The 17998-nt window shown below is 37.0% G+C and carries 17 protein-coding genes, 1 tRNA gene and 1 pseudogene; 9 read left to right on the top strand and 10 right to left on the bottom strand.

The genetic code is table 11. From position 1 onward, the window contains the following. Window positions 1–97 precede the first annotated feature (97 nt). Complete coding sequence (gene ubiC, locus PVV70_RS05765) at window positions 98–607, top strand: chorismate lyase (RefSeq protein ID WP_273758321.1); 510 nt, start codon at window positions 98–100, stop codon at window positions 605–607. A gap of 163 nt (window positions 608–770) precedes the next feature. Here ubiC and PVV70_RS05760 read toward each other — a convergent pair whose 3' ends face one another. Then, window positions 771–953: a hypothetical protein gene (locus PVV70_RS05760; RefSeq protein ID WP_273758320.1), complete on the bottom strand. Its 183-nt coding sequence runs from the start codon at window positions 951–953 to the stop codon at window positions 771–773. 333 nt (window positions 954–1286) lie between these two features. Continuing rightward, the gene (locus tag PVV70_RS05755) at window positions 1287–1751 is read right to left on the bottom strand and encodes a GatB/YqeY domain-containing protein (protein ID WP_273758319.1); all 465 of its coding nucleotides are present in this window, start codon (window positions 1749–1751) and stop codon (window positions 1287–1289) included. 248 nt (window positions 1752–1999) lie between these two features. Between PVV70_RS05755 and carA the strand changes: the two genes are divergently transcribed. Then, the gene (gene carA / locus PVV70_RS05750; protein WP_273758318.1) at window positions 2000–3196 is read left to right on the top strand and encodes a glutamine-hydrolyzing carbamoyl-phosphate synthase small subunit; all 1197 of its coding nucleotides are present in this window, start codon (window positions 2000–2002) and stop codon (window positions 3194–3196) included. A 253-nt stretch (window positions 3197–3449) separates the two neighbouring features. Here the strand turns inward: carA and PVV70_RS05745 are convergent, their stop codons facing one another. Then, window positions 3450–4670, bottom strand: coding sequence for an MFS transporter (locus PVV70_RS05745; protein ID WP_404977262.1), 1221 nt, complete (start codon window positions 4668–4670; stop codon window positions 3450–3452). Window positions 4671–5306: 636 nt separating this feature from the next. On the opposite strand from PVV70_RS05745, the gene PVV70_RS05740 reads away from it, so the two are divergent. Then, window positions 5307–6143, top strand: coding sequence for a DUF1460 domain-containing protein (locus tag PVV70_RS05740; RefSeq protein WP_273758316.1), 837 nt, complete (start codon window positions 5307–5309; stop codon window positions 6141–6143). Between the two features lie 104 nt (window positions 6144–6247). Here the strand turns inward: PVV70_RS05740 and PVV70_RS05735 are convergent, their stop codons facing one another. Beyond that, on the bottom strand, window positions 6248–7156 hold the full coding sequence (locus PVV70_RS05735) for a cation diffusion facilitator family transporter (protein WP_273758315.1): 909 nt from the start codon (window positions 7154–7156) through the stop codon (window positions 6248–6250). A 766-nt stretch (window positions 7157–7922) separates the two neighbouring features. On the opposite strand from PVV70_RS05735, the gene PVV70_RS05730 reads away from it, so the two are divergent. Further along, the gene (locus PVV70_RS05730) at window positions 7923–8738 is read left to right on the top strand and encodes an RNA methyltransferase (RefSeq protein ID WP_273758314.1); all 816 of its coding nucleotides are present in this window, start codon (window positions 7923–7925) and stop codon (window positions 8736–8738) included. Between the two features lie 286 nt (window positions 8739–9024). Here PVV70_RS05730 and mnmA read toward each other — a convergent pair whose 3' ends face one another. Both mnmA and PVV70_RS05720 read right to left on the bottom strand, forming a co-directional pair. Next, on the bottom strand, window positions 9025–10248 hold the full coding sequence (gene mnmA, locus PVV70_RS05725) for a tRNA 2-thiouridine(34) synthase MnmA (protein ID WP_273758313.1): 1224 nt from the start codon (window positions 10246–10248) through the stop codon (window positions 9025–9027). Window positions 10249–10469: 221 nt separating this feature from the next. Next, entirely contained in the window at window positions 10470–10631 is a 162-nt protein-coding gene (locus tag PVV70_RS05720) for a hypothetical protein (RefSeq protein ID WP_273758312.1), read from the bottom strand. Between the two features lie 45 nt (window positions 10632–10676). Here PVV70_RS05720 and PVV70_RS05715 point away from each other — a divergent pair, with 45 nt between their 5' ends. Next, complete coding sequence (locus PVV70_RS05715; protein ID WP_273758311.1) at window positions 10677–10952, top strand: DUF1153 domain-containing protein; 276 nt, start codon at window positions 10677–10679, stop codon at window positions 10950–10952. A 148-nt stretch (window positions 10953–11100) separates the two neighbouring features. Here PVV70_RS05715 and PVV70_RS05710 read toward each other — a convergent pair whose 3' ends face one another. Continuing rightward, the gene (locus tag PVV70_RS05710) at window positions 11101–11496 is read right to left on the bottom strand and encodes a flagellar export protein FliJ (protein WP_273758310.1); all 396 of its coding nucleotides are present in this window, start codon (window positions 11494–11496) and stop codon (window positions 11101–11103) included. Window positions 11497–12061: 565 nt separating this feature from the next. Here PVV70_RS05710 and ctrA point away from each other — a divergent pair. Continuing rightward, window positions 12062–12763: a response regulator transcription factor CtrA gene (gene ctrA, locus PVV70_RS05705; RefSeq protein WP_254492950.1), complete on the top strand. Its 702-nt coding sequence runs from the start codon at window positions 12062–12064 to the stop codon at window positions 12761–12763. Between the two features lie 222 nt (window positions 12764–12985). Here ctrA and chpT read toward each other — a convergent pair whose 3' ends face one another. Next, the gene (chpT, locus tag PVV70_RS05700; RefSeq protein WP_273758309.1) at window positions 12986–13624 is read right to left on the bottom strand and encodes a histidine phosphotransferase ChpT; all 639 of its coding nucleotides are present in this window, start codon (window positions 13622–13624) and stop codon (window positions 12986–12988) included. A gap of 216 nt (window positions 13625–13840) precedes the next feature. Between chpT and PVV70_RS05695 the strand changes: the two genes are divergently transcribed. Next, on the top strand, window positions 13841–14437 hold the full coding sequence (locus PVV70_RS05695; protein WP_273758308.1) for a DUF1134 domain-containing protein: 597 nt from the start codon (window positions 13841–13843) through the stop codon (window positions 14435–14437). A 27-nt stretch (window positions 14438–14464) separates the two neighbouring features. Next, window positions 14465–15111, top strand: a pseudogene (locus PVV70_RS05690) (hypothetical protein). 326 nt (window positions 15112–15437) lie between these two features. On the opposite strand, the gene PVV70_RS05685 reads toward PVV70_RS05690, so the two are convergent. Beyond that, window positions 15438–16556, bottom strand: coding sequence for a DegT/DnrJ/EryC1/StrS aminotransferase family protein (locus PVV70_RS05685; protein ID WP_273758384.1), 1119 nt, complete (start codon window positions 16554–16556; stop codon window positions 15438–15440). Between the two features lie 49 nt (window positions 16557–16605). Then, window positions 16606–17562 carry a Gfo/Idh/MocA family protein gene (locus PVV70_RS05680; protein ID WP_273758307.1) on the bottom strand — a complete coding sequence of 319 codons (957 nt, stop codon included), beginning with the start codon at window positions 17560–17562 and terminating at the stop codon, window positions 16606–16608. A gap of 160 nt (window positions 17563–17722) precedes the next feature. On the opposite strand from PVV70_RS05680, the gene PVV70_RS05675 reads away from it, so the two are divergent. Continuing rightward, window positions 17723–17796: transfer RNA gene (locus tag PVV70_RS05675), tRNA-Met, on the top strand. Window positions 17797–17998: the final 202 nt, after the last annotated feature.

Raw genomic sequence — 17998 nt, 5'->3', positions numbered from 1 at the left:
ATCTTGCTGCTTTTATACGCCTATATTACAATAGGGCCATCTCTTTAGCGCATTCAGCATAACATATGGAATAGGATTTGAGATGTGGAGTAAAATAATGTCTGATCTTGAAGATTCCATTTTACCCCCTCTAAAGTGGCTCTCTGATCAAAATCCTCCTGTACCAGAAAACATTCAGGATTGGCTCATGGAATCAGGCTCGATGACGCTTCGATTAAAAAAATATTGTACCTGCCTCCAAGTTCAACCACAACGTGAATGTTTTATTACGCGAGATGAATTAAAAGAAGAAGCAAAACATCTCCCCAAAAGTACGCATTATTGGCTCCGCGAAGTCATATTGATGGGAGATAATAAACCTTGGCTCCTTGGACGCACTGTCATTCCACAAGAAACTCTTCAACACAATCAAGCCTTGATGCATTTAGGAACGATCCCCTTAGGACACTATTTATTTAATAGTGACAAACTAACTCGCGATTACATTCATATGGGGCAACAAGGCGCGCTCTGGGCACGCCGTTCCCGTTTGCGGCTAGCGGATGAGCCATTGTTGCTCACTGAGTTGTTTTTAGCAGACTCACCACTGTACTTCCACCATAAGTGAGGATACTCATTTTATTCTGCATAATGTATAGATTTTATATAGCTTATAAGGGATTTAATCAAAGAAAAGAATTGCAAAACTATCTCAAAACAGATTACAAACGAAAACTTCTTTTCGAAATACCTTGTTATTTTAGCTTAAAAATGTTCCTTAGAAAAAACGTTTAAAGTTCTGCCTTTCTTATCCCAAACATGACAACAAGTGCTTGAATTAAGCAGACACGCACCATATCGATAAAATCATCTGGATTTAAACTTTTTGCCGAATAATCTTCATTCTTGGAAAATAATAGCAATTCTTTACCAAACCAGCGCTGTGAATCACCAAAAAAGCCTAAAATACACACCTACAAAAAGTTTGAAATTTTTATGTGTTAGCTTTTCTCATCATCCTCTTTTTTTATCTTTAACATTGAAGACAATAAATCTTTTTAAAAGGAAAAATTCTATAATCTTTTTGTTTTTTTAATGATTTAAAAGCTTTGAAGAACAGAAAATAATAAGATAGAAAAGATATTTTATTGCGCCATGATCCCTAAGAAAGATTCGTTCACTTCAAAGAGTTATTTTTTTTGATAAGAGTTTTATTGTAAAAGATAAATAGTATATACTGATATTTTTACTGACTTACAAAAGTGACGCACAATAAAATATTTTTCAATTGCTTGAATTAATAAGCTCTATTGCAATTTTTTACGAAGACTATTGCACACTTTAGAAAAATTCATTTGCCCTGCGTACCGCTCCTTAAGCCACGCCATCACCTTACCGATATCACGTAATTTTTTAGCTTTCGTTTGTGCCAAAGCTTCACAAAGAACCTGTTCTACTTCCATCTCCTTAAGTTGATAAGGAAGAAACTCACGAATAACTTCTATTTCTGCTTGTTCTCTCTCTGCCAATTCCAAGCAGCCAGACTCTTTATAGACACGCATCAACTTTTCACGCTGTTGAAGCATTTTCATGAAAACAGACTGTATCTGCTGATCATTCACTTCTAGCTTTCCTTCATCATAATAAAGAATATCACGATCTCTAACCGCAGCATTCATTAAACGAAGTGTAGCAAGACGCGCCCTATCTTGCGCTTTCAAAGCAGCCTTAAGAGCCCCATCAATCTGGTCACGCAACATAAATTTATCCAATTTTGTTCAAACGGAAAATGCCTTTTAACCAATCTTTATCCATCTTGCAATGGAGGATAAAAAAAAATAATTAAGAACTCGATCTTAGAAAAGATAAAACAAGACTTTACCTCTTCATGGAATGTCCTTATACTCTCTGTTTTAAGCAAAACATGACTAGAATAATAGACACAGCATCTGTTAGAGGTATGATTTTTGTGTAAAGTTAATTATTATACCTTTCAGAAAATAAATTGTGGGTACACACTATGATACAAACGATTTCATCGAGCAGCCCTTGGAGTGTTAGCAAACCTACAGCCCTCTTAGTCCTTGCTGATGGAACCGTTATTGAAGGCAAAGGAGCAGGTGCGACAGGTATTGCTGAAGCTGAAGTATGCTTTAATACTGCCATCACAGGCTATGAAGAAATCCTCACAGACCCATCATACACACAACAAATCATTAATTTTACATTTCCTCATATAGGAAATGTAGGGGCAAATAGTGAAGATATTGAAGCGCTCACGCCTCTCCACGACCACGGTGCTGTTGGGGCTATTTTCAAGGCAGATATTACGCATCCTTCAAACTATCGTGCCAATGAAAACCTTCATCAATGGCTTAAAGCCCGTAAAATTATTGCACTTTGTGGTATTGATACACGCGCACTCACAATTCTTATTCGTGAAAAGGGTGCTCAAAATGCTGTCATTGCGCATGATCCTGATGGAAATTTTGATATTCCTTCTTTAAAAAAACGTGCACAAAAATGGCATGGTCTCGTCAATCTTGATCTTACGAAAGAAGTGACATCTCAATCGTCAATGCAATGGGATGAAGAACCATGGTGTTGGAATAAAGGATATGGCACAAACAATGTACACAATCTTCACATCGTTGCCATTGACTATGGTATTAAACGCAATATTCTTCGCCTTATGGCAACACAAAAAGCACGCATTACTGTTGTACCCGCCCACACAAGTGCAAAAGAAATTCTGGCAATGAATCCTGATGGTATTTTTCTTTCTAATGGGCCTGGAGATCCCGCAGCGACAGCTCAATATGCCATACCAACAATCAACACATTGATTGATCATAATTTACCAATTTTTGGAATATGTCTTGGTCATCAACTTCTCGCTCTGACAGTTGGTGCAAAAACCGTAAAAATGCACCAAGGACACCATGGTGCAAACCACCCCGTTAAAGACCTTAACACTGGAAAAGTTGAAATTGTATCGATGAATCACGGTTTTGCTGTCGATGTAACCTCTTTACCAAAACATGTTCAGGAAACACATATTTCTCTCTTTGATGGTTCAAACTGTGGTATTCGAATTATTGGAAAACCCGTTTTTTCTGTTCAATATCACCCCGAAGCTTCCCCAGGACCACAAGATAGTCACTACCTCTTTCAGCATTTTTCTGATCTCATTATGAATTATAAAAAAATATCTTAAAATAAAATGCAAATAAATATACGCAGTATTTTATTTCCAGTTTGAGTATCAAAAATTTGAAATTATTCGTATAACACTGCTGCATCTAACACTGGAGCATTTTTTTAACGTAATGCTCCATGAATACTGAATGGTACTAAGCAAAAAACAAGAGCTTTACGATACATACTCATATTACCAAACAAACATCACAAAAAAATTAAAAATTATTGCATTCTCTCGCAAAATATTTTTACCAGCTCTCTTCGACAAATTAACGTACCCGCAAGGTAAAAATGATCGTTGCAACGACAAGCAGCAAAAAACCTCCAACAAAAGGAGCACCAGAAAAATAAAACAGTGCATTTTTATCTGTAAAACATTCAAAGAGAAATACATAAAAAACAGAACCAAATATTAAACTCAATGAAACAACAGATGTCATGGCTCCTTGTAGTTCTCCTTGTACATTTGTCGGCACCTGCGCTGAAGCAATAGCACGGATAGGTGCATGAACAAGATATTCAAGCATTGTACATGCACAAACCATATAAACCATCCACCCCTTTATTGCGAATGTATAGCCTAGCATAGCAACGGATGCAAACAAAAGCCCCACTATTGTAATACGCCAATCGCTCCATCGTTTAGAAAAATAAGGCAAAATAAGAGCGACAACAATAAATTGGCCTATCCCAAAAACACTATAGGATAGCCCTATGGAAAACGAACTCCACTCATAACGTTCTTTTGCAATGAACGCCCAAATGCTTAGCCATACAGATTCCGCAAACCAATAAAGAAAAAAGACCAACAATACCCAAAGAACCATCGGATATTGCTTCAGTTGCCAAAAAGCGCCTAAGGGATTTGCCCGCTTAATATCAAAAAAACGTCGATTCCATAAAGAGAGAGTTTCAGGAAGCATAATCCAAGCAAAAATAAAATTAATGATCGAAAAAGCAGCGGCAAAATAAAAAGGAATACGCGGACCAAACTGACCTAAAAAACCACCAATAAATGACCCAAAAATAAACCCTAATGCGGATGCAACCCCTAATAGACCAAAATTGCGTGTACGGTTTTTTTCATCTGATATATCAGCAAGATAAGCTGTACAAGTTGTAAAACTAGCCCCACTTATTCCTGACAAAAGACGCCCAATAAATAACATAGAATAGCTCCATGCTATAGCACATATCAGATTATCAAGAGCAAAGCAGATAATAGAAACAAGTAAAACAGGACGACGACCATAACGATCAGACAGATTGCCAATAACAGGAGCAAACAAAAACTGCATCACTGAATAAGCTGCAAGTAATTTTCCTCTTTCTACAAAAGATGTACTGACATCTTTTCCAGTTAACTGAGAAAAATATTCAGGCAAAACGGGACAAATCATTGCAATGCCAAGGATATCTAACAATAAAGTGATAAACACTAAAATGAGCCCACGCCGAACAAATTTCGGATTGAGCCTGTGATCTTGCATAACATACATACTATTTTACACTCAGTCACTCATTTTACACGCACAGTTACGCCCCCGCTTTCTTTTACCCTCTTCTTGTTAAGTACTCTATACCGTATAAGTTTCACATACAAAATAATAACAAAGTAAAAATTTTAAAAAGAGTCAAGATAAAAATATAAAATTATTTTTTACTTTGTATACAATGTATAAAAATTATTTTTTTACATTAAACAAATAAATATTCATGAAAGAAAATAATGAATAAGATCTCATAAGATGATAGAACATCACAATAATTTTAAAGATATTATATAGTTTTAAAGAAATTATAATTGACTTTATCAATCATTATTTCCACACTCATACCACACCTTTCAAAAATCGCAATTTTATTGAATAGCTCAGAGACCCTATAATCATTAAAACATTACAAAAGATAAGCTCTTAAAAAAAATTTCATCCTCAGAATATACGATAAGATTAAAGAAACATCATCAGAATAGCTTTACACTGTAAAAACGGATCATATTTATTGAGGACATCAATGATTATATGCTATTATTAAATCCAATAATGATCTAACGAATAAGCATGAGGCTCTACCCCTTTAGAGACAGTTGTCCATGAGCTGTGAATTTAAAAATAGTGTATAAAATGCGAAAAATATCCCTATTAATTCTTACTTTAATGTTTGTGACAGGATGTGATGTTCAAAATTCTGATTCACAAAAGGGTGCTTTAGAAAATAAAAGAGAAAACCAACAAACAACTAACGTAGAGCTAGATCCCTACACTTTAAATAAATTAAATGCTCTTCTCAAAAAACGTTCAGAATTAAATGATCACGAAAAGGGAACCCTGATTGATTTTTTTTCTAAAGCATTTTTAGGGACACCTTACAAAGCAAATATGTTACAGGGCTCAGAAAATACACCAGAAAAACTCATTATTGATTTTAGAGGCTTAGATTGCTTTACGTATCTAGATTATGTTGAAGCATTGCGCAAATCAACATCCCCAAAAGAATTCATCAATAACGTCATAAAAACGCGTTACATTAAAGGTAATGTTCATTTTTTAAATCGAAAACATTTTTTTACAGACTGGGCTTATAGAGAATATAAACTCGCCGCTGATATTACCGCTGAAATAAGTCCTCATGCCGTCAGCATAGAAAAGTATCTCAATAAAAAAGCTGATGATAGAACCTATCTTCTCGGACTGCCAATTGTAAAACGCACAATAACCTATATTCCAAGTAACTTTATTAATGAAGAGGTTATAAGCCGTTTAAAATCAGGTGATTTCATTGGCATTTATACAAAAATTGCAGGATTAGACGTGACACATGTGGGGTTCTTTATCATGACGGATAAAGGGCCAATGTTACGCAATGCTTCTTCACGAAAAACAAATGAAAAAGTAGTTGATTCCCCTTTTATGGATTATGTTGCAAAAACACCAGGAATCATTGTTTTAAGGGCTCTTTAATAACATCACAGCGATATGAAAGACATATTTTTTTGTAAGAATAAGTAAAGCGAGGTATGTTATGATGGTTATCTCATTAAAGTATTTTATATAAATGATACCTTTTATATAAAAGGTATCATCGTTGTACCGGGAGGCAATTTTGCCTCATCTTCAGGTTCGACATGAATAGAAATACGCACATTATCAAATTCTGTTTGAAGAACACCTTCAATTTTATCACAAATTTTATGGGCTTCTCCGACCTGCATGACAGCAGGCACAACCAAATGAAACTCTATAAAAGTAACCCTCCCAGCAACACGCGTGCGTAAATCATGGATCTCAAGTGCACCAGATGCATTGGCAGAAATAAGCTCCCGAATCCGCATGGTTTCATTCAATTCAACGCCAACATCCATTAATCCTTGAACAGCATTCCTAATCACCTTCCAGCCTTGTAAGAGAATATTAACGGCAACAATTATCGCTAAAATTGGATCTAAAACGCCCCATCCCCCGACAAAACCAGCAATCAGACCAATTAAAATTGCAAGCGAAGTAAAAACATCCGTTATAAAATGTACCCCATCAGCTTTAAGAGCCGGTGAGCGATGCCGTTTTCCCTGCCAAATCAGAACCACTCCCCACATACAGTTTATGACAGTTGCAACAAAATGAATAACAAGCCATATTCCAGGTTTCTGCAATAATTTAACGGTGGCAAGTGCTATCCATGCTTCTCTTAAAATAACAATTGCCGCAATAATAATGAGAACTCCTTCAAGAATCGCGGAAAAATATTCCGCTTTATGGTGTCCAAAAGGATGATCATGATCCGCTGGCTTCATACTCACTTTAACAGCCCACCATGCCGCCAATGACGCAAGGATATTGACAATTGATTCCAACGCATCAGAATAAAGTGCAACCGACCCTGTAATGTGATATGCCCAATATTTTAAAGCAAAAACAATACACGCAATAAAAATAGAGTATAAAGTTAAGCTTTGTATATTGATTTTCACATTCATGAACCCCATCCTTTTCCTCACAAAACAAGGAATAATATTTTTAGCCCTATAATGATATTTTTGGCATATCACCAATATTTTCTCAATATTACAGAAGCTTCATCATATACTAAACGTCTCAATTCACTATTGTTATCGCAAAAACTGCTCAAGTTACACGAACATCAGCAATAAAGGATGAAGAAAACAAGTCATAAACAAACAGCTTTCCCGAGAGAAATATACACATCAAAAATCAAATACATCCCCTCTATTAAACGTTTTCTGAATAACATAAAGCCATCTCACGTCTTATGAACGAAGAACTTAGCTTTTGCTCAAATATATCATGATCAAGCATTATTTTCACTTCTTATGATGTGCATTATAACTCATCTATAAACATCTTTTCACCTTAGAAAAAATGACTGAGCGCTCTCCTGTAACCTCACAGCTTAAGGACATTTTAAAATATGATTGCTAAAAAATTTAGAAAAAAAGTTATGCCCCCAAAAAGAATCTGGGCATTGGGGACCCAGATTCTTTTCCCTTATAATTTAAGGGCATACAGAACTTGGGAAATAGCGGGGACCCAAGACACTGCACCCGATACGAAAACAAAATTTATTATCCCGCATCAGTGTCTTCACAATACACCCATTATTATATGCTGTCAACATAAATTTCTACCATAAGTTTTAAAATAATATTTTTTCATCTCTCTTTTTTTTAATAAAGCAAATTCTAATATCTGGAAATTGAAAGAAAAAAGCCTTAAAAATCTCGCATGCATTTGAATATCACAACAATCAATGAAACAGATGATCCACGGCTGAGAGACTATCATAATATTCGTGAAAAAGATCTCGTTGGACGACAACATCAATTTATTGCTGAAGGTAAAATAACGTTATCCGCATTATTGCATTCGAAAGAATTTTCTGCTCTCTCGCTGCTTATCGTAGCAAAACGTCTGCCTAGACTTCTAACGCTTTTAGAAAAAACACAGCCTCTCTGTCCCATTTATTGCGTTCCACAAAAAGTCATGGATAATATCACCGGCTTTCATGTTCATCGTGGTGTTCTGGGTATTGGTAAACGCAAAACGCTCCCATCATTACAAAGTTTTTTACAAAATCTTCCAGAAAAAGCTTTGATTCTGGTTTTATGTGGTATCTCAAATCACGATAATATGGGATCAATTTTTCGTAATGCAGCAGCCTTTGCCATTAACGGAATTATTGTTGACAAAACCTCATGCGATCCACTTTATCGCAAATCAATCAGAGTTTCTGCCGGCGCTGCTCTAAAAGTGCCCTATACGCAAAACGCCGATATTGATGACATTATAGCTGCTCTAAACGATGAAAACTTTCATCTTTATGCACTCTCCCCTTCTGCCTCACACACGCTTAAGCAAGCCAACAAAACCAAAAGAATGGCCCTTATTTTTGGAACAGAAGGTGATGGCTTACCACCCCATATACTACAACAATCAAAAGCCTTACGAATTCCCATGACGGATGGCTTTGACAGCCTCAATGTTGCCACAGCCTCAGGGATTGCCCTCGCCCATTTTACCGACTTTGAACACTTAAGATGATAAAATTTTAAGTTGTAACAAATATCCAATGATGTATGTTCTTTGCCAACCCCACAAGTTGCTATCCCCTAGCATTTGAGAGCATTCATCAAAGACATTTTTACATTTCTTTTTATCAACTTCCCCACCATATGCCCACTTGTCCACTATCCCCCCTTGTAATAGGCAAAAGACATGGTTGAAGGCATTCAATCACAAAAAAAAATTACAATGAGAAAGTTTTACATAAGTCTCTCATTCAAATTGAAGGATAAAAATTATCATTATAAATTAACTTACTATCTTTTTATGAAGCTGTTGTTTTAAGTTCAGAGGAAACAGAATCTTCTGTTTCAAGATTGCACAAAACACGCTTCAACATCCTTTCAATGTCAGCCGCACGCTCTGAATGCGTTACAAATCCTCCCCCCAGAATACGCGCATCATGGGCACTTCCATCATAAAGAACGCAAGCTTGCCCTGGTGCCACACCATTTTCACATTCCAACAAATCAACGGAAAAAATACCTTCTTTATAATGTAAACGTGCAAGGTGAGGCGGACGTGTTGAACGCACCTTTACAGCCACCTCAATACCTTGAGAAGGGAAATCATCTAACGACTCATCACCAAGCCAATTCACATCCCGTAAAAAAAGCTTATATGTCTCTAACATTTCACGCGGACCAACAATAACACGAGCATTTTCCACGTCGAGATAAACCACATAAAGCGCTTCCCCTGTTGACACCCCAATACCACGACGTTGACCAACCGTATAATTAACAATCCCCGAATGTTTGCCCAAAATCTTTCCATCGATATGAACAATAAAGCCAGGATTGGCTGCTTCTGGACGCAGCTTTGCGATAACATCTGAATATTTTCCTTGTGGAACAAAACAAATATCCTGACTATCATGCTTATTGGCAACCACAAAGCCCATTTCCGCGGCCATTTCACGAACGCGCGCTTTTGGAAGGTCGCCAAGGGGAAAACGCAAATAATCAATCTGTTCTTGTGTTGTGGCAAAGAGAAAATAACTCTGATCACGATCGTTATCGAGAGGACGAAAGAGTGCTCGATGTGCCCCATGAGAACGCGAACGAATATAATGTCCCGTTGCCAAAGCATCGGCCCCCAATTCACGCGCTGTTGCTAATAAATCAGCAAACTTAACTGTCTGATTGCACGCGATACATGGCACTGGAGTCTCTCCATGAGCATAACTTTCTGCAAAAGGATCAATAACAGCTTCGCGAAAGCGTTTCTCATAATCAAGAACATAATGCGGTATTCCTAATGTTTCTGCAACACGACGCGCATCTTCAATATCTTGTCCCGCACAACACGCCCCTACCCGATGCGTTGCAGCCCCATGATCATAAAGCTGCAATGTAATGCCAATGACATTATACCCTTCCTTTTTCAAAAGACCCGCAACAACCGATGAATCAACGCCCCCTGACATTGCAACAACAATGCGAGAATCCTTAGGTTGTCCTGGTAAATCAAGACTGTTCAAAAACATGTATTCATTCTCTATTTAGTACTCTATTAATGGATACCCATATGTTAACATTCTTATATGCGCTTCTTCACCACTTTTATGCTATTGCAACTTTTATGCTATTGATTGCCTTTATATTGTTTTTTCATCCTTTCCACAACCGTAGCATCATTTTCTTAAAAGCAGCTGTAAATAAAAAAGAGTGATAGAAATAAGGCACGATGGTCATCACTTGGGGGAAATCAGTTAGAAAAATCATTGAGGGAAAATTTTTTCTCTTTTTTCCAATCTGGCAAAATGTTGCAAGAGGCGCTTCTACACAGTTCGCTTAAGCCCCTTTTTACCCGCTCAATCACTTTATTAATTTTTTCTTTCAGCGCGTTTAGCTCTTTTTTAAATTTCATACTCTATAAACGAATCAAATCCTTGACGAGAGGTAGAGGATACGAATGACCAATTTGATAAAAACACAAATGAAATATGTTATTGGGCCAGATGGAAGTCCACTTACAATTGCCGACCTACCGCCACAAACAACACGGCGCTGGGTGATTCGTCGCAAAGCTGAAGTTGTTGCGGCTGTCAGAGGCGGATTGTTAAGTCTTGACGAAGCGTGTCATCGTTATACTTTGACTGTGGAAGAATTTCTTTCATGGCAAAGTTTGATCGATGAACACGGCTTAGCGGGATTACGAACGACCAAGATTCAACATTACAGGCATTAAATTGCCATTGATCATGGTTTGATAACATAAAGCACTTTATAAAAACAGCCAAACTTTTACTAAGTTTGGCTGTTTTTATATTATTTTCAATAGATAAATCTGAAAGAATTGCTTTTTCAATAATTATTTTGATTACTCATTCATTGAATTAGCCAACCATTGAATTTGATTGAATCAAAATACCTTCATCATCCACATCATCGGCAGCAGTCTTTTTTTCACGTGCTTCCAAAAGCTGTGCATGTTGCAGCTCTGTATGCGCTTCATGAAGAGCAATTTCAGCATTTGTTTTTTGAAGCTGTAAATCACGAATGGAATTGATCAAATTATCACGTCTTTGTCGAGCAGCACGTGCAAAAGCAGAATAAGCAAAATGGTGAACATCATTGTTTCCAGATTTACGTTCTTCATGAGAAATCTGTGCTTCCAATTCTAACACCATTCGTTCAAATTCTGTGATCATCATCTCAAGCTGTGCAATTTCACGGCGCTTTCCACGCACTTGAAACATTCTCAATCGCACCATATTTTCCCGTGGCTTCATACTCACTACTCCTTGATTGTGCCAACTCAAAACGCGCATTCATACTCAATTCATATCGTTTTAGTTATATGTCTAGCCGAAAAAACAGTCCATTAATGAGACTATAACTCCGCCCTTCCTTAAAGCATCTGCAAACACAACCTTCTTTAAAGAGCCATAACTATTTCTTTATTTTTCCCTTCCACTATAAAATGAAGAGGTTTAAAGCTCCGTAAATAAACACTGAAATTGTAAAAAAGTAATTTATAAGACTTTTTTTAAAAGATTTTTTTAGATTAAAGTTTATAGGAAAAGCCCTTCATTTCTTATTATGTGAAAAAATACGCGATTTTTTTTAAAATAATTTTGTAGCCTCTTTCAAAAATAAAAATATTTTGTTAACCACTATCATGGATAGTGGGGAATTTGGTAGTGATTGTTACGCGTACTACTGAAATATTTATAAACGCTTTATTGCTAAGTGTTTAATTTCATGAATTGTTTTTATCAACAGTGGTTTTACCAACTGTTTATAAAATAGAAATGCTCCTTGTGATTCGTCAAGGAGCGAAGTGAGGGATCTAAAATGCGCGTATTATTAATTGAAGATGATAGAGCGGTTACTCAAAGCATTGAGTTGATGCTAAAGTCAGCCAATTTTAATGTTTATATCACTGATCTTGGTGAAGAAGGCATCGATTTAGGAAAACTCTATGATTATGATATCATTTTGCTTGATCTAAATTTGCCCGATATGTCAGGGTACGATGTCTTACGAACTCTAAGGTTAGCAAAAATAAAAACGCCTGTCCTTATCCTTTCCGGTATGAATGCCATTGAGGACAAGGTTCGTGGTTTTGGTTCTGGGGCAGACGACTATATGACAAAACCTTTTCATAAGGATGAACTCATTGCGCGTATTCATGCAGTTGTTCGTCGTTCTAAAGGACATGCACAATCAGTTATTGTCACCGGTGATCTCACCGTTAATCTTGACGCAAAAACTGTCGAAGTTGCAGGACGTCCTGTTCATTTAACCGGTAAAGAGTACCAAATGTTAGAGCTTCTCTCTTTGCGCAAAGGCACAACACTTACCAAGGAAATGTTTCTCAATCATCTCTATGGTGGAATGGATGAACCAGAACTAAAAATTATCGATGTTTTTATCTGTAAATTACGGAAAAAATTGGAAGCAGTCTCTTCTAATGTAAACTACATTGATACCGTTTGGGGACGTGGTTATGTCTTGCGTGATCCAGTTGAAGAGAACGTACGAAAAACCGCTTAAGCAGTGAAAATACACATTGTAAAATCTCGGAGTGTAGCGGGCCGAGATTTTTCTCCAGATTTTTCTCTGTTGCAAATAAAAAACTCACAAACAAAAAGTCTCATACGGAAAGCGCTTAAAGCTTAAGAAATAATACACTCTACTCACAAATATAATCTTATCGCTTGTAAATCTAATCGAAGTTTCTTTTTCCCCAATACGGCTTAAGCGCTTCTTTCTTATTCAAAGCTTTTTCACACTTTCTAAAACAATACAATGATCCCGTTCATCAATATTTATTTTCATCTCTGTCACTTCAGCAAGTAACATTGTGTAATAAAATTGGATGACATGTGCATCAATAAGCTCTTCTTGAGCTTCTCCATGATATAACGCAAGAAAATAAGGAGGAATACGGAGAGTTTTACCAAAAATCTCAAATTGAAAAGAACGTTTATTCCCCTCTTGCATAACCATAACAACAATTTCACCGCCACGAGAAACTGTTGCATTTGCAATCAATAACAAATTAAGCAAAAGTTTAACTTCATCTTTTTGTAACAAAAGAGAGGGAGCCTGCCATTTTAAAGTTGCTTTTTCTTGCAGCATATATTGCTGCGCAACCTGCTCTGCGGCACGTGTCTCTATTTGTCCTCCACTTGCACCAGCAAAACCAAAAGCCAATCGCGCAAATTGTAGACGTGCAGAAGCACTTGCAACGGATAAACGCACCAATTGCAAAGCCTCTTCTTCAGCGCCTCCGTCGTCATAAAGCTCCATTGCATTTTGAATAGCCCCCACAGGTGAAATTAAATCATGGCACATACGACTACAAAGCAAAGCAGCAAGATCCATAGGCTTCAAAGAAATAGCGAACGTCATAACGATTGAAAACTCCTAAATTCAAAAAAACAAACTTTATTTTAAAGAAAAACTCTTAACATCTGATGCATAAGAGAAAACATTAACAATCATGCTAAAAAGTTTTCAGAAATAAATTCAAGAATTTAAATAACCTTACATCTTATTTTTTATTTGAATAGAATGAAAATCCTAATATTATCTTTTTGTTCGTCACTAATAAAAGGAGAAAACTCTATGGCTCTCTCTCTGCTAAAATACTGGTACAAAAATATTATATCTTTAATCTTCCTTTTATTCGTCACCATAAACACTACACATGCTCAACTAAAACCAATAGAGCAAAATGAGCCTCATTATTCACTTCAAGAAATAATTGATTCTGGTCATATTTTTTTTGGAAAAACAACCAGTGGTCTAGCGATCGCAATTCAAAATATTTTTTCACAATACGGCTATCCCAATGCCTATATTTTAGGAGAAGAAGCTTCCGGTGCCTTTTTTGCTGGATTAACCTATGGCGAAGGAAAAGTTTTTACCAAAAGTTATGGTCAGCATAAAATTTTTTGGCAAGGTCCTTCAGTAGGCTGGGATTTTGGTGGACAAGGTTCTCGTCTCATGATCTTGGTTTACAATCTTAAGAACATAAATAATTTATGGGGACGCTATGGTGGTATTTCAGGTTCGGCCTATTTAATTGCAGGTGTTGGTTTTCATGTGCTCAAATACCATGACACCTTGTTAATCCCAATACGGACAGGAATCGGTGCACGCCTTGGTATCAACATAGGATATTTAAAATTAACACCTAGACCGACATGGAATCCGTTTTAAACGTCTTCTTATTTGAAAAGGGGTATTATGCTTATTCAATCGTTTCTTTTTTTTATTCTTGGGGCTGCCTCCACTTCTTGGTTACTGGTGCTTTTATCCCCTCTTATTTGGCGTAAAGCCGTTCATTTTGCGCATAAAGATGTTTGTGCACAAATTCCATTATCACTCACGGAAATCCAAGCAAACCACGATTTTATCCGCGCACAACATGCTGTAGAATTAGCAAAAAACCAACAAAAGTACGAATCTTTGCAAAAAAAATACGCCCAACAAAAAATACACCTGAGCCAAGTAACAGAACAACTTTATCGGCTATACCTCCCCGCACAAAACACTTCTCCCAAAGAATCAATCGTCATCAAACAAAATATTGTCAAAACAAACACCTTCAAAGGAAATCAAAAATGATGCGTGAAAAAATCGCATATTATCAGCAACGTATACAAAAAATCCAAACTCATGCGCTTGATACGACTGCTAACCACCAACTACTGGAAGAGCTCCGTGAAGAAACAAAAGACCTTGCAGCAACATTAGCCGCTCAAATAGCCCTACAGGAAGGGCATACATCACCCATCAACACACTGATTCAAAAATCCAAAAGCAAAAATGATTTAGCATCACGTATTCGCAAAAAAATAACTTATCTCTCCTCTAAAAGCCCCGTTAAATAAATTATTTCTTACAACACCTTCAATGAAGAGTAAAAATTAATAAAGGTTCATTGTAGCTCTCATAATCCAAATGCCTTTTACTAAACGTGACTTTCCCGCTAAACTAAAGAAAAAATTTCTTACTCTACACCGACTTGAAAAAATCCATCTTCTTATCTAACGATTCCACTTGCCTGTCACATCAGCGCCCTAAAGGACGGCATTTCACGAGTCCTAGAGGCAAATAATACCTTAAAATATTCATCGCATACTCTAATAAAAAATACCTTCTAAGATGGACCACCCATAAAGCTTTTACCATAAGTTTTAAAGATAAAAGTATACTCTCAAGCGTGATAAAAATCTCTTATTTTTTGGATAACCATATCCTGATCCGTTTGCGTCAAGTAAGGATGCATTGGTAAACTTAACACACACTTTCCTAAAGACTCTGAAACAGAAAGGGAATCTTTTACATAAGGAAAGTGCTTATAAGCTAGCTGTTGATGTAAGGGAGTTTTATAATAAATCATGGTAGGAATGGAATTTTTTTGTAGATAGTCTTTTAATTTATCACGCTCTCTTACCTTCATCGTATATTGGGCATAAGCAGAACGAATATTTTCTCCTATTTCTGGAACTGTAACAATATCTCTTAACCCATTGGAATAACGTTGAGCAATTTCTCCACGCTTTTCCATTTCATCTTCAAAAATCACAAACTTTTCGAGTAAAATTGCAGCCTGAATACTATCAAGACGTGAATTCATACCAATCCGTACATTATCATATTGTGTTTTACCTTTCCCATGAAACAAAATAGAGCGTAAAAGTTCTGCCAAATCATCATTATTTGTGATCATAGCACCTCCATCGCCATAACACCCTAATGGTTTTGCAGGATAAAAACTTGTGGCAGCCACATCACCAAAAGCACCGCACATCATATTACCGCTTCTTCCACCCATAGATTGAGCAGCATCTTCAATGACAAACAGATTTTCCTTTGCTGCCACTTGAGCAATTTGCACATAGTCAGCAGGAAGTCCAAATAAATCAACAGCAATAATAGCCTTTGGCTTTAGCCTTCCTTCTTTTTTAACCATTTCGATAGCGTGAGAAAGTTTTTCAACATCAATATTAAATGTATCGGGTAAAACATCCACAAAAACAGGCTCAGCCCCCACCAAAGCAACGACTTCAGCTGTTGCCGAAAACGTAAAGCTAGGACAAAACACAGCATCCCCTGGACCAATATTTTTAGCCATAAGAGGCATCTTCAAAGCATCTGTTCCATTAGCACATGCAATGACATGTTTAACGCCAAGATACTCAGCCAATTTCTCTTCAAATTCTGTTACTTTTGGCCCCAAAATATACTGACCACTCGCGACCACATGCGCAATTGCAGAATTAATTTTATCTTCAATACGCGCCCGCTGCGCCCCAAGGTCGATGAATTGCATATTAACTCCATTGATCATCACAAGAATACAAAAGCACTACTTATCTCTTTTATTTATCATAATTGACACCAGCAGCTGTTAAAATCCGTAAAACCGCAATAGCATCATCACCATTTGTACGAGGCGATTGACGCGTTTGAATACAATAAAGAAAATGCCGCAATTCGCAAGTAAGTGGCAAATCTTCACAAACATCAATGTAACTTAGCTCATCCATGCTAAAAGCCCACTCCTGATTCTCTTTCCAAACGGCAAAATGATGCATTGCCAATTTACGGCTCCACGGTTCCATATCATCAAAAACGAGCATAGCCTTTGTCCCAACAACAGTTAAACGCCTCTCACGATAAGGGCTCAAACGTGAAGCAAAAAGATGACTACGCACATCATTTGGAAAAGTCATATGAACATGAGAAAAATCAGAAATCTGATCAACAACGGCAGCCCCCTCACCTCGAATTTCGGAGGGTTCACATTCTGTCAATGCCAAAATCATTGAGAGATCATGAGGGACAAGATCCCATAAAGCATCACTGTGCGTGTGAAATTTTCCAAAGCCTAATCGATGAGAGTAAATATATCGCACCTCCCCCAATTTCCCGTTTTTCACCAATTCACACATTTTTTCAAAAGCTGGATGGAAACGTAAAATATGGCCCACCATAAAAACCCGCTCATAGTCCTTAGCCTCCTGAACTTGGCGTTTAGCATCAGCAACATTCAAGGCTATTGGTTTTTCCACCAAAACATCTTTGCCATTTTTAACAGCACGCAGCACATTTTGCGTATGAAATTGTGGTGGCAGCGCTAATACGAGTGCATCAATATTTTGATGAGTGAAAAGATCATCTGGTGGAACAACCTCTACACCATACATCGCTGCAAAACTGGCAGAACGATCAGCATTAATATCAGAAACTGCTGCTAAAGCGCCAAGAGAGTGGAGTGTCCGTATATGGTTTTCACCCCAATAACCGCATCCTAAAACCGCTACACGTGGCACCATTTTTACGCCTTACCTTACTTTATCTATAAAATTATACTTTTACATATCGAGGATAAAATAGAATGACAAGAGAAAAGCTTAAAAACGATGCTTGACATCTCACTATTCTACCTCTTATATCCGCAGAAGATGTAATTATTTGCACTTATAATTTTATTGTGGCGGAGTAGCTCAGTAGGTTAGAGCAGAGGAATCATAATCCTTGTGTCGGGGGTTCAAATCCCTCCTCCGCTACCGATGTAGTTTGCCAGCGGGTTTTGTATATTTTGACTGTATGTATGTAGCTTGCCAGCGGGTTTTGTATATTTTGCTGTAGCTTGTCGGCGGGTTTTGTATATTTTGACACTAGGTTTTGTACCAAATTATTTTTTTTCAAAGGATTTTTAAGGGGTTCTCAAAGGGTCTTCAAAGACCTTTAAAAGGGTCTTTAAAACCT

Source organism: Bartonella sp. AU55XJBT (genome assembly GCF_028618525.1).
Note: the sequence above shows the minus strand (reverse complement) of the source record. Positions and strands in the feature narration are given on the sequence as shown.

What these genes read in the sequence shown, in the direction of transcription:
- ubiC (WP_273758321.1), top strand. Translation starts at nt 98, where the DNA reads ATGTCTGATCTTGAAGATTCCATTTTACCCCCTCTAAAGTGGCTCTCT.
- carA (WP_273758318.1), top strand. Translation starts at nt 2,000, where the DNA reads ATGATACAAACGATTTCATCGAGCAGCCCTTGGAGTGTTAGCAAACCT.
- PVV70_RS05745 (WP_404977262.1), bottom strand. Translation starts at nt 4,670, where the DNA reads ATGCAAGATCACAGGCTCAATCCGAAATTTGTTCGGCGTGGGCTCATT.
- PVV70_RS05740 (WP_273758316.1), top strand. Translation starts at nt 5,307, where the DNA reads ATGCGAAAAATATCCCTATTAATTCTTACTTTAATGTTTGTGACAGGA.
- PVV70_RS05735 (WP_273758315.1), bottom strand. Translation starts at nt 7,156, where the DNA reads ATGAATGTGAAAATCAATATACAAAGCTTAACTTTATACTCTATTTTT.
- PVV70_RS05730 (WP_273758314.1), top strand. Translation starts at nt 7,923, where the DNA reads ATGCATTTGAATATCACAACAATCAATGAAACAGATGATCCACGGCTG.
- mnmA (WP_273758313.1), bottom strand. Translation starts at nt 10,248, where the DNA reads ATGTTTTTGAACAGTCTTGATTTACCAGGACAACCTAAGGATTCTCGC.
- PVV70_RS05720 (WP_273758312.1), bottom strand. Translation starts at nt 10,631, where the DNA reads ATGAAATTTAAAAAAGAGCTAAACGCGCTGAAAGAAAAAATTAATAAA.
- PVV70_RS05715 (WP_273758311.1), top strand. Translation starts at nt 10,677, where the DNA reads ATGACCAATTTGATAAAAACACAAATGAAATATGTTATTGGGCCAGAT.
- PVV70_RS05710 (WP_273758310.1), bottom strand. Translation starts at nt 11,496, where the DNA reads ATGAAGCCACGGGAAAATATGGTGCGATTGAGAATGTTTCAAGTGCGT.
- ctrA (WP_254492950.1), top strand. Translation starts at nt 12,062, where the DNA reads ATGCGCGTATTATTAATTGAAGATGATAGAGCGGTTACTCAAAGCATT.
- chpT (WP_273758309.1), bottom strand. Translation starts at nt 13,624, where the DNA reads ATGACGTTCGCTATTTCTTTGAAGCCTATGGATCTTGCTGCTTTGCTT.
- PVV70_RS05695 (WP_273758308.1), top strand. Translation starts at nt 13,841, where the DNA reads ATGGCTCTCTCTCTGCTAAAATACTGGTACAAAAATATTATATCTTTA.
- PVV70_RS05685 (WP_273758384.1), bottom strand. Translation starts at nt 16,556, where the DNA reads ATGCAATTCATCGACCTTGGGGCGCAGCGGGCGCGTATTGAAGATAAA.
- PVV70_RS05680 (WP_273758307.1), bottom strand. Translation starts at nt 17,562, where the DNA reads ATGGTGCCACGTGTAGCGGTTTTAGGATGCGGTTATTGGGGTGAAAAC.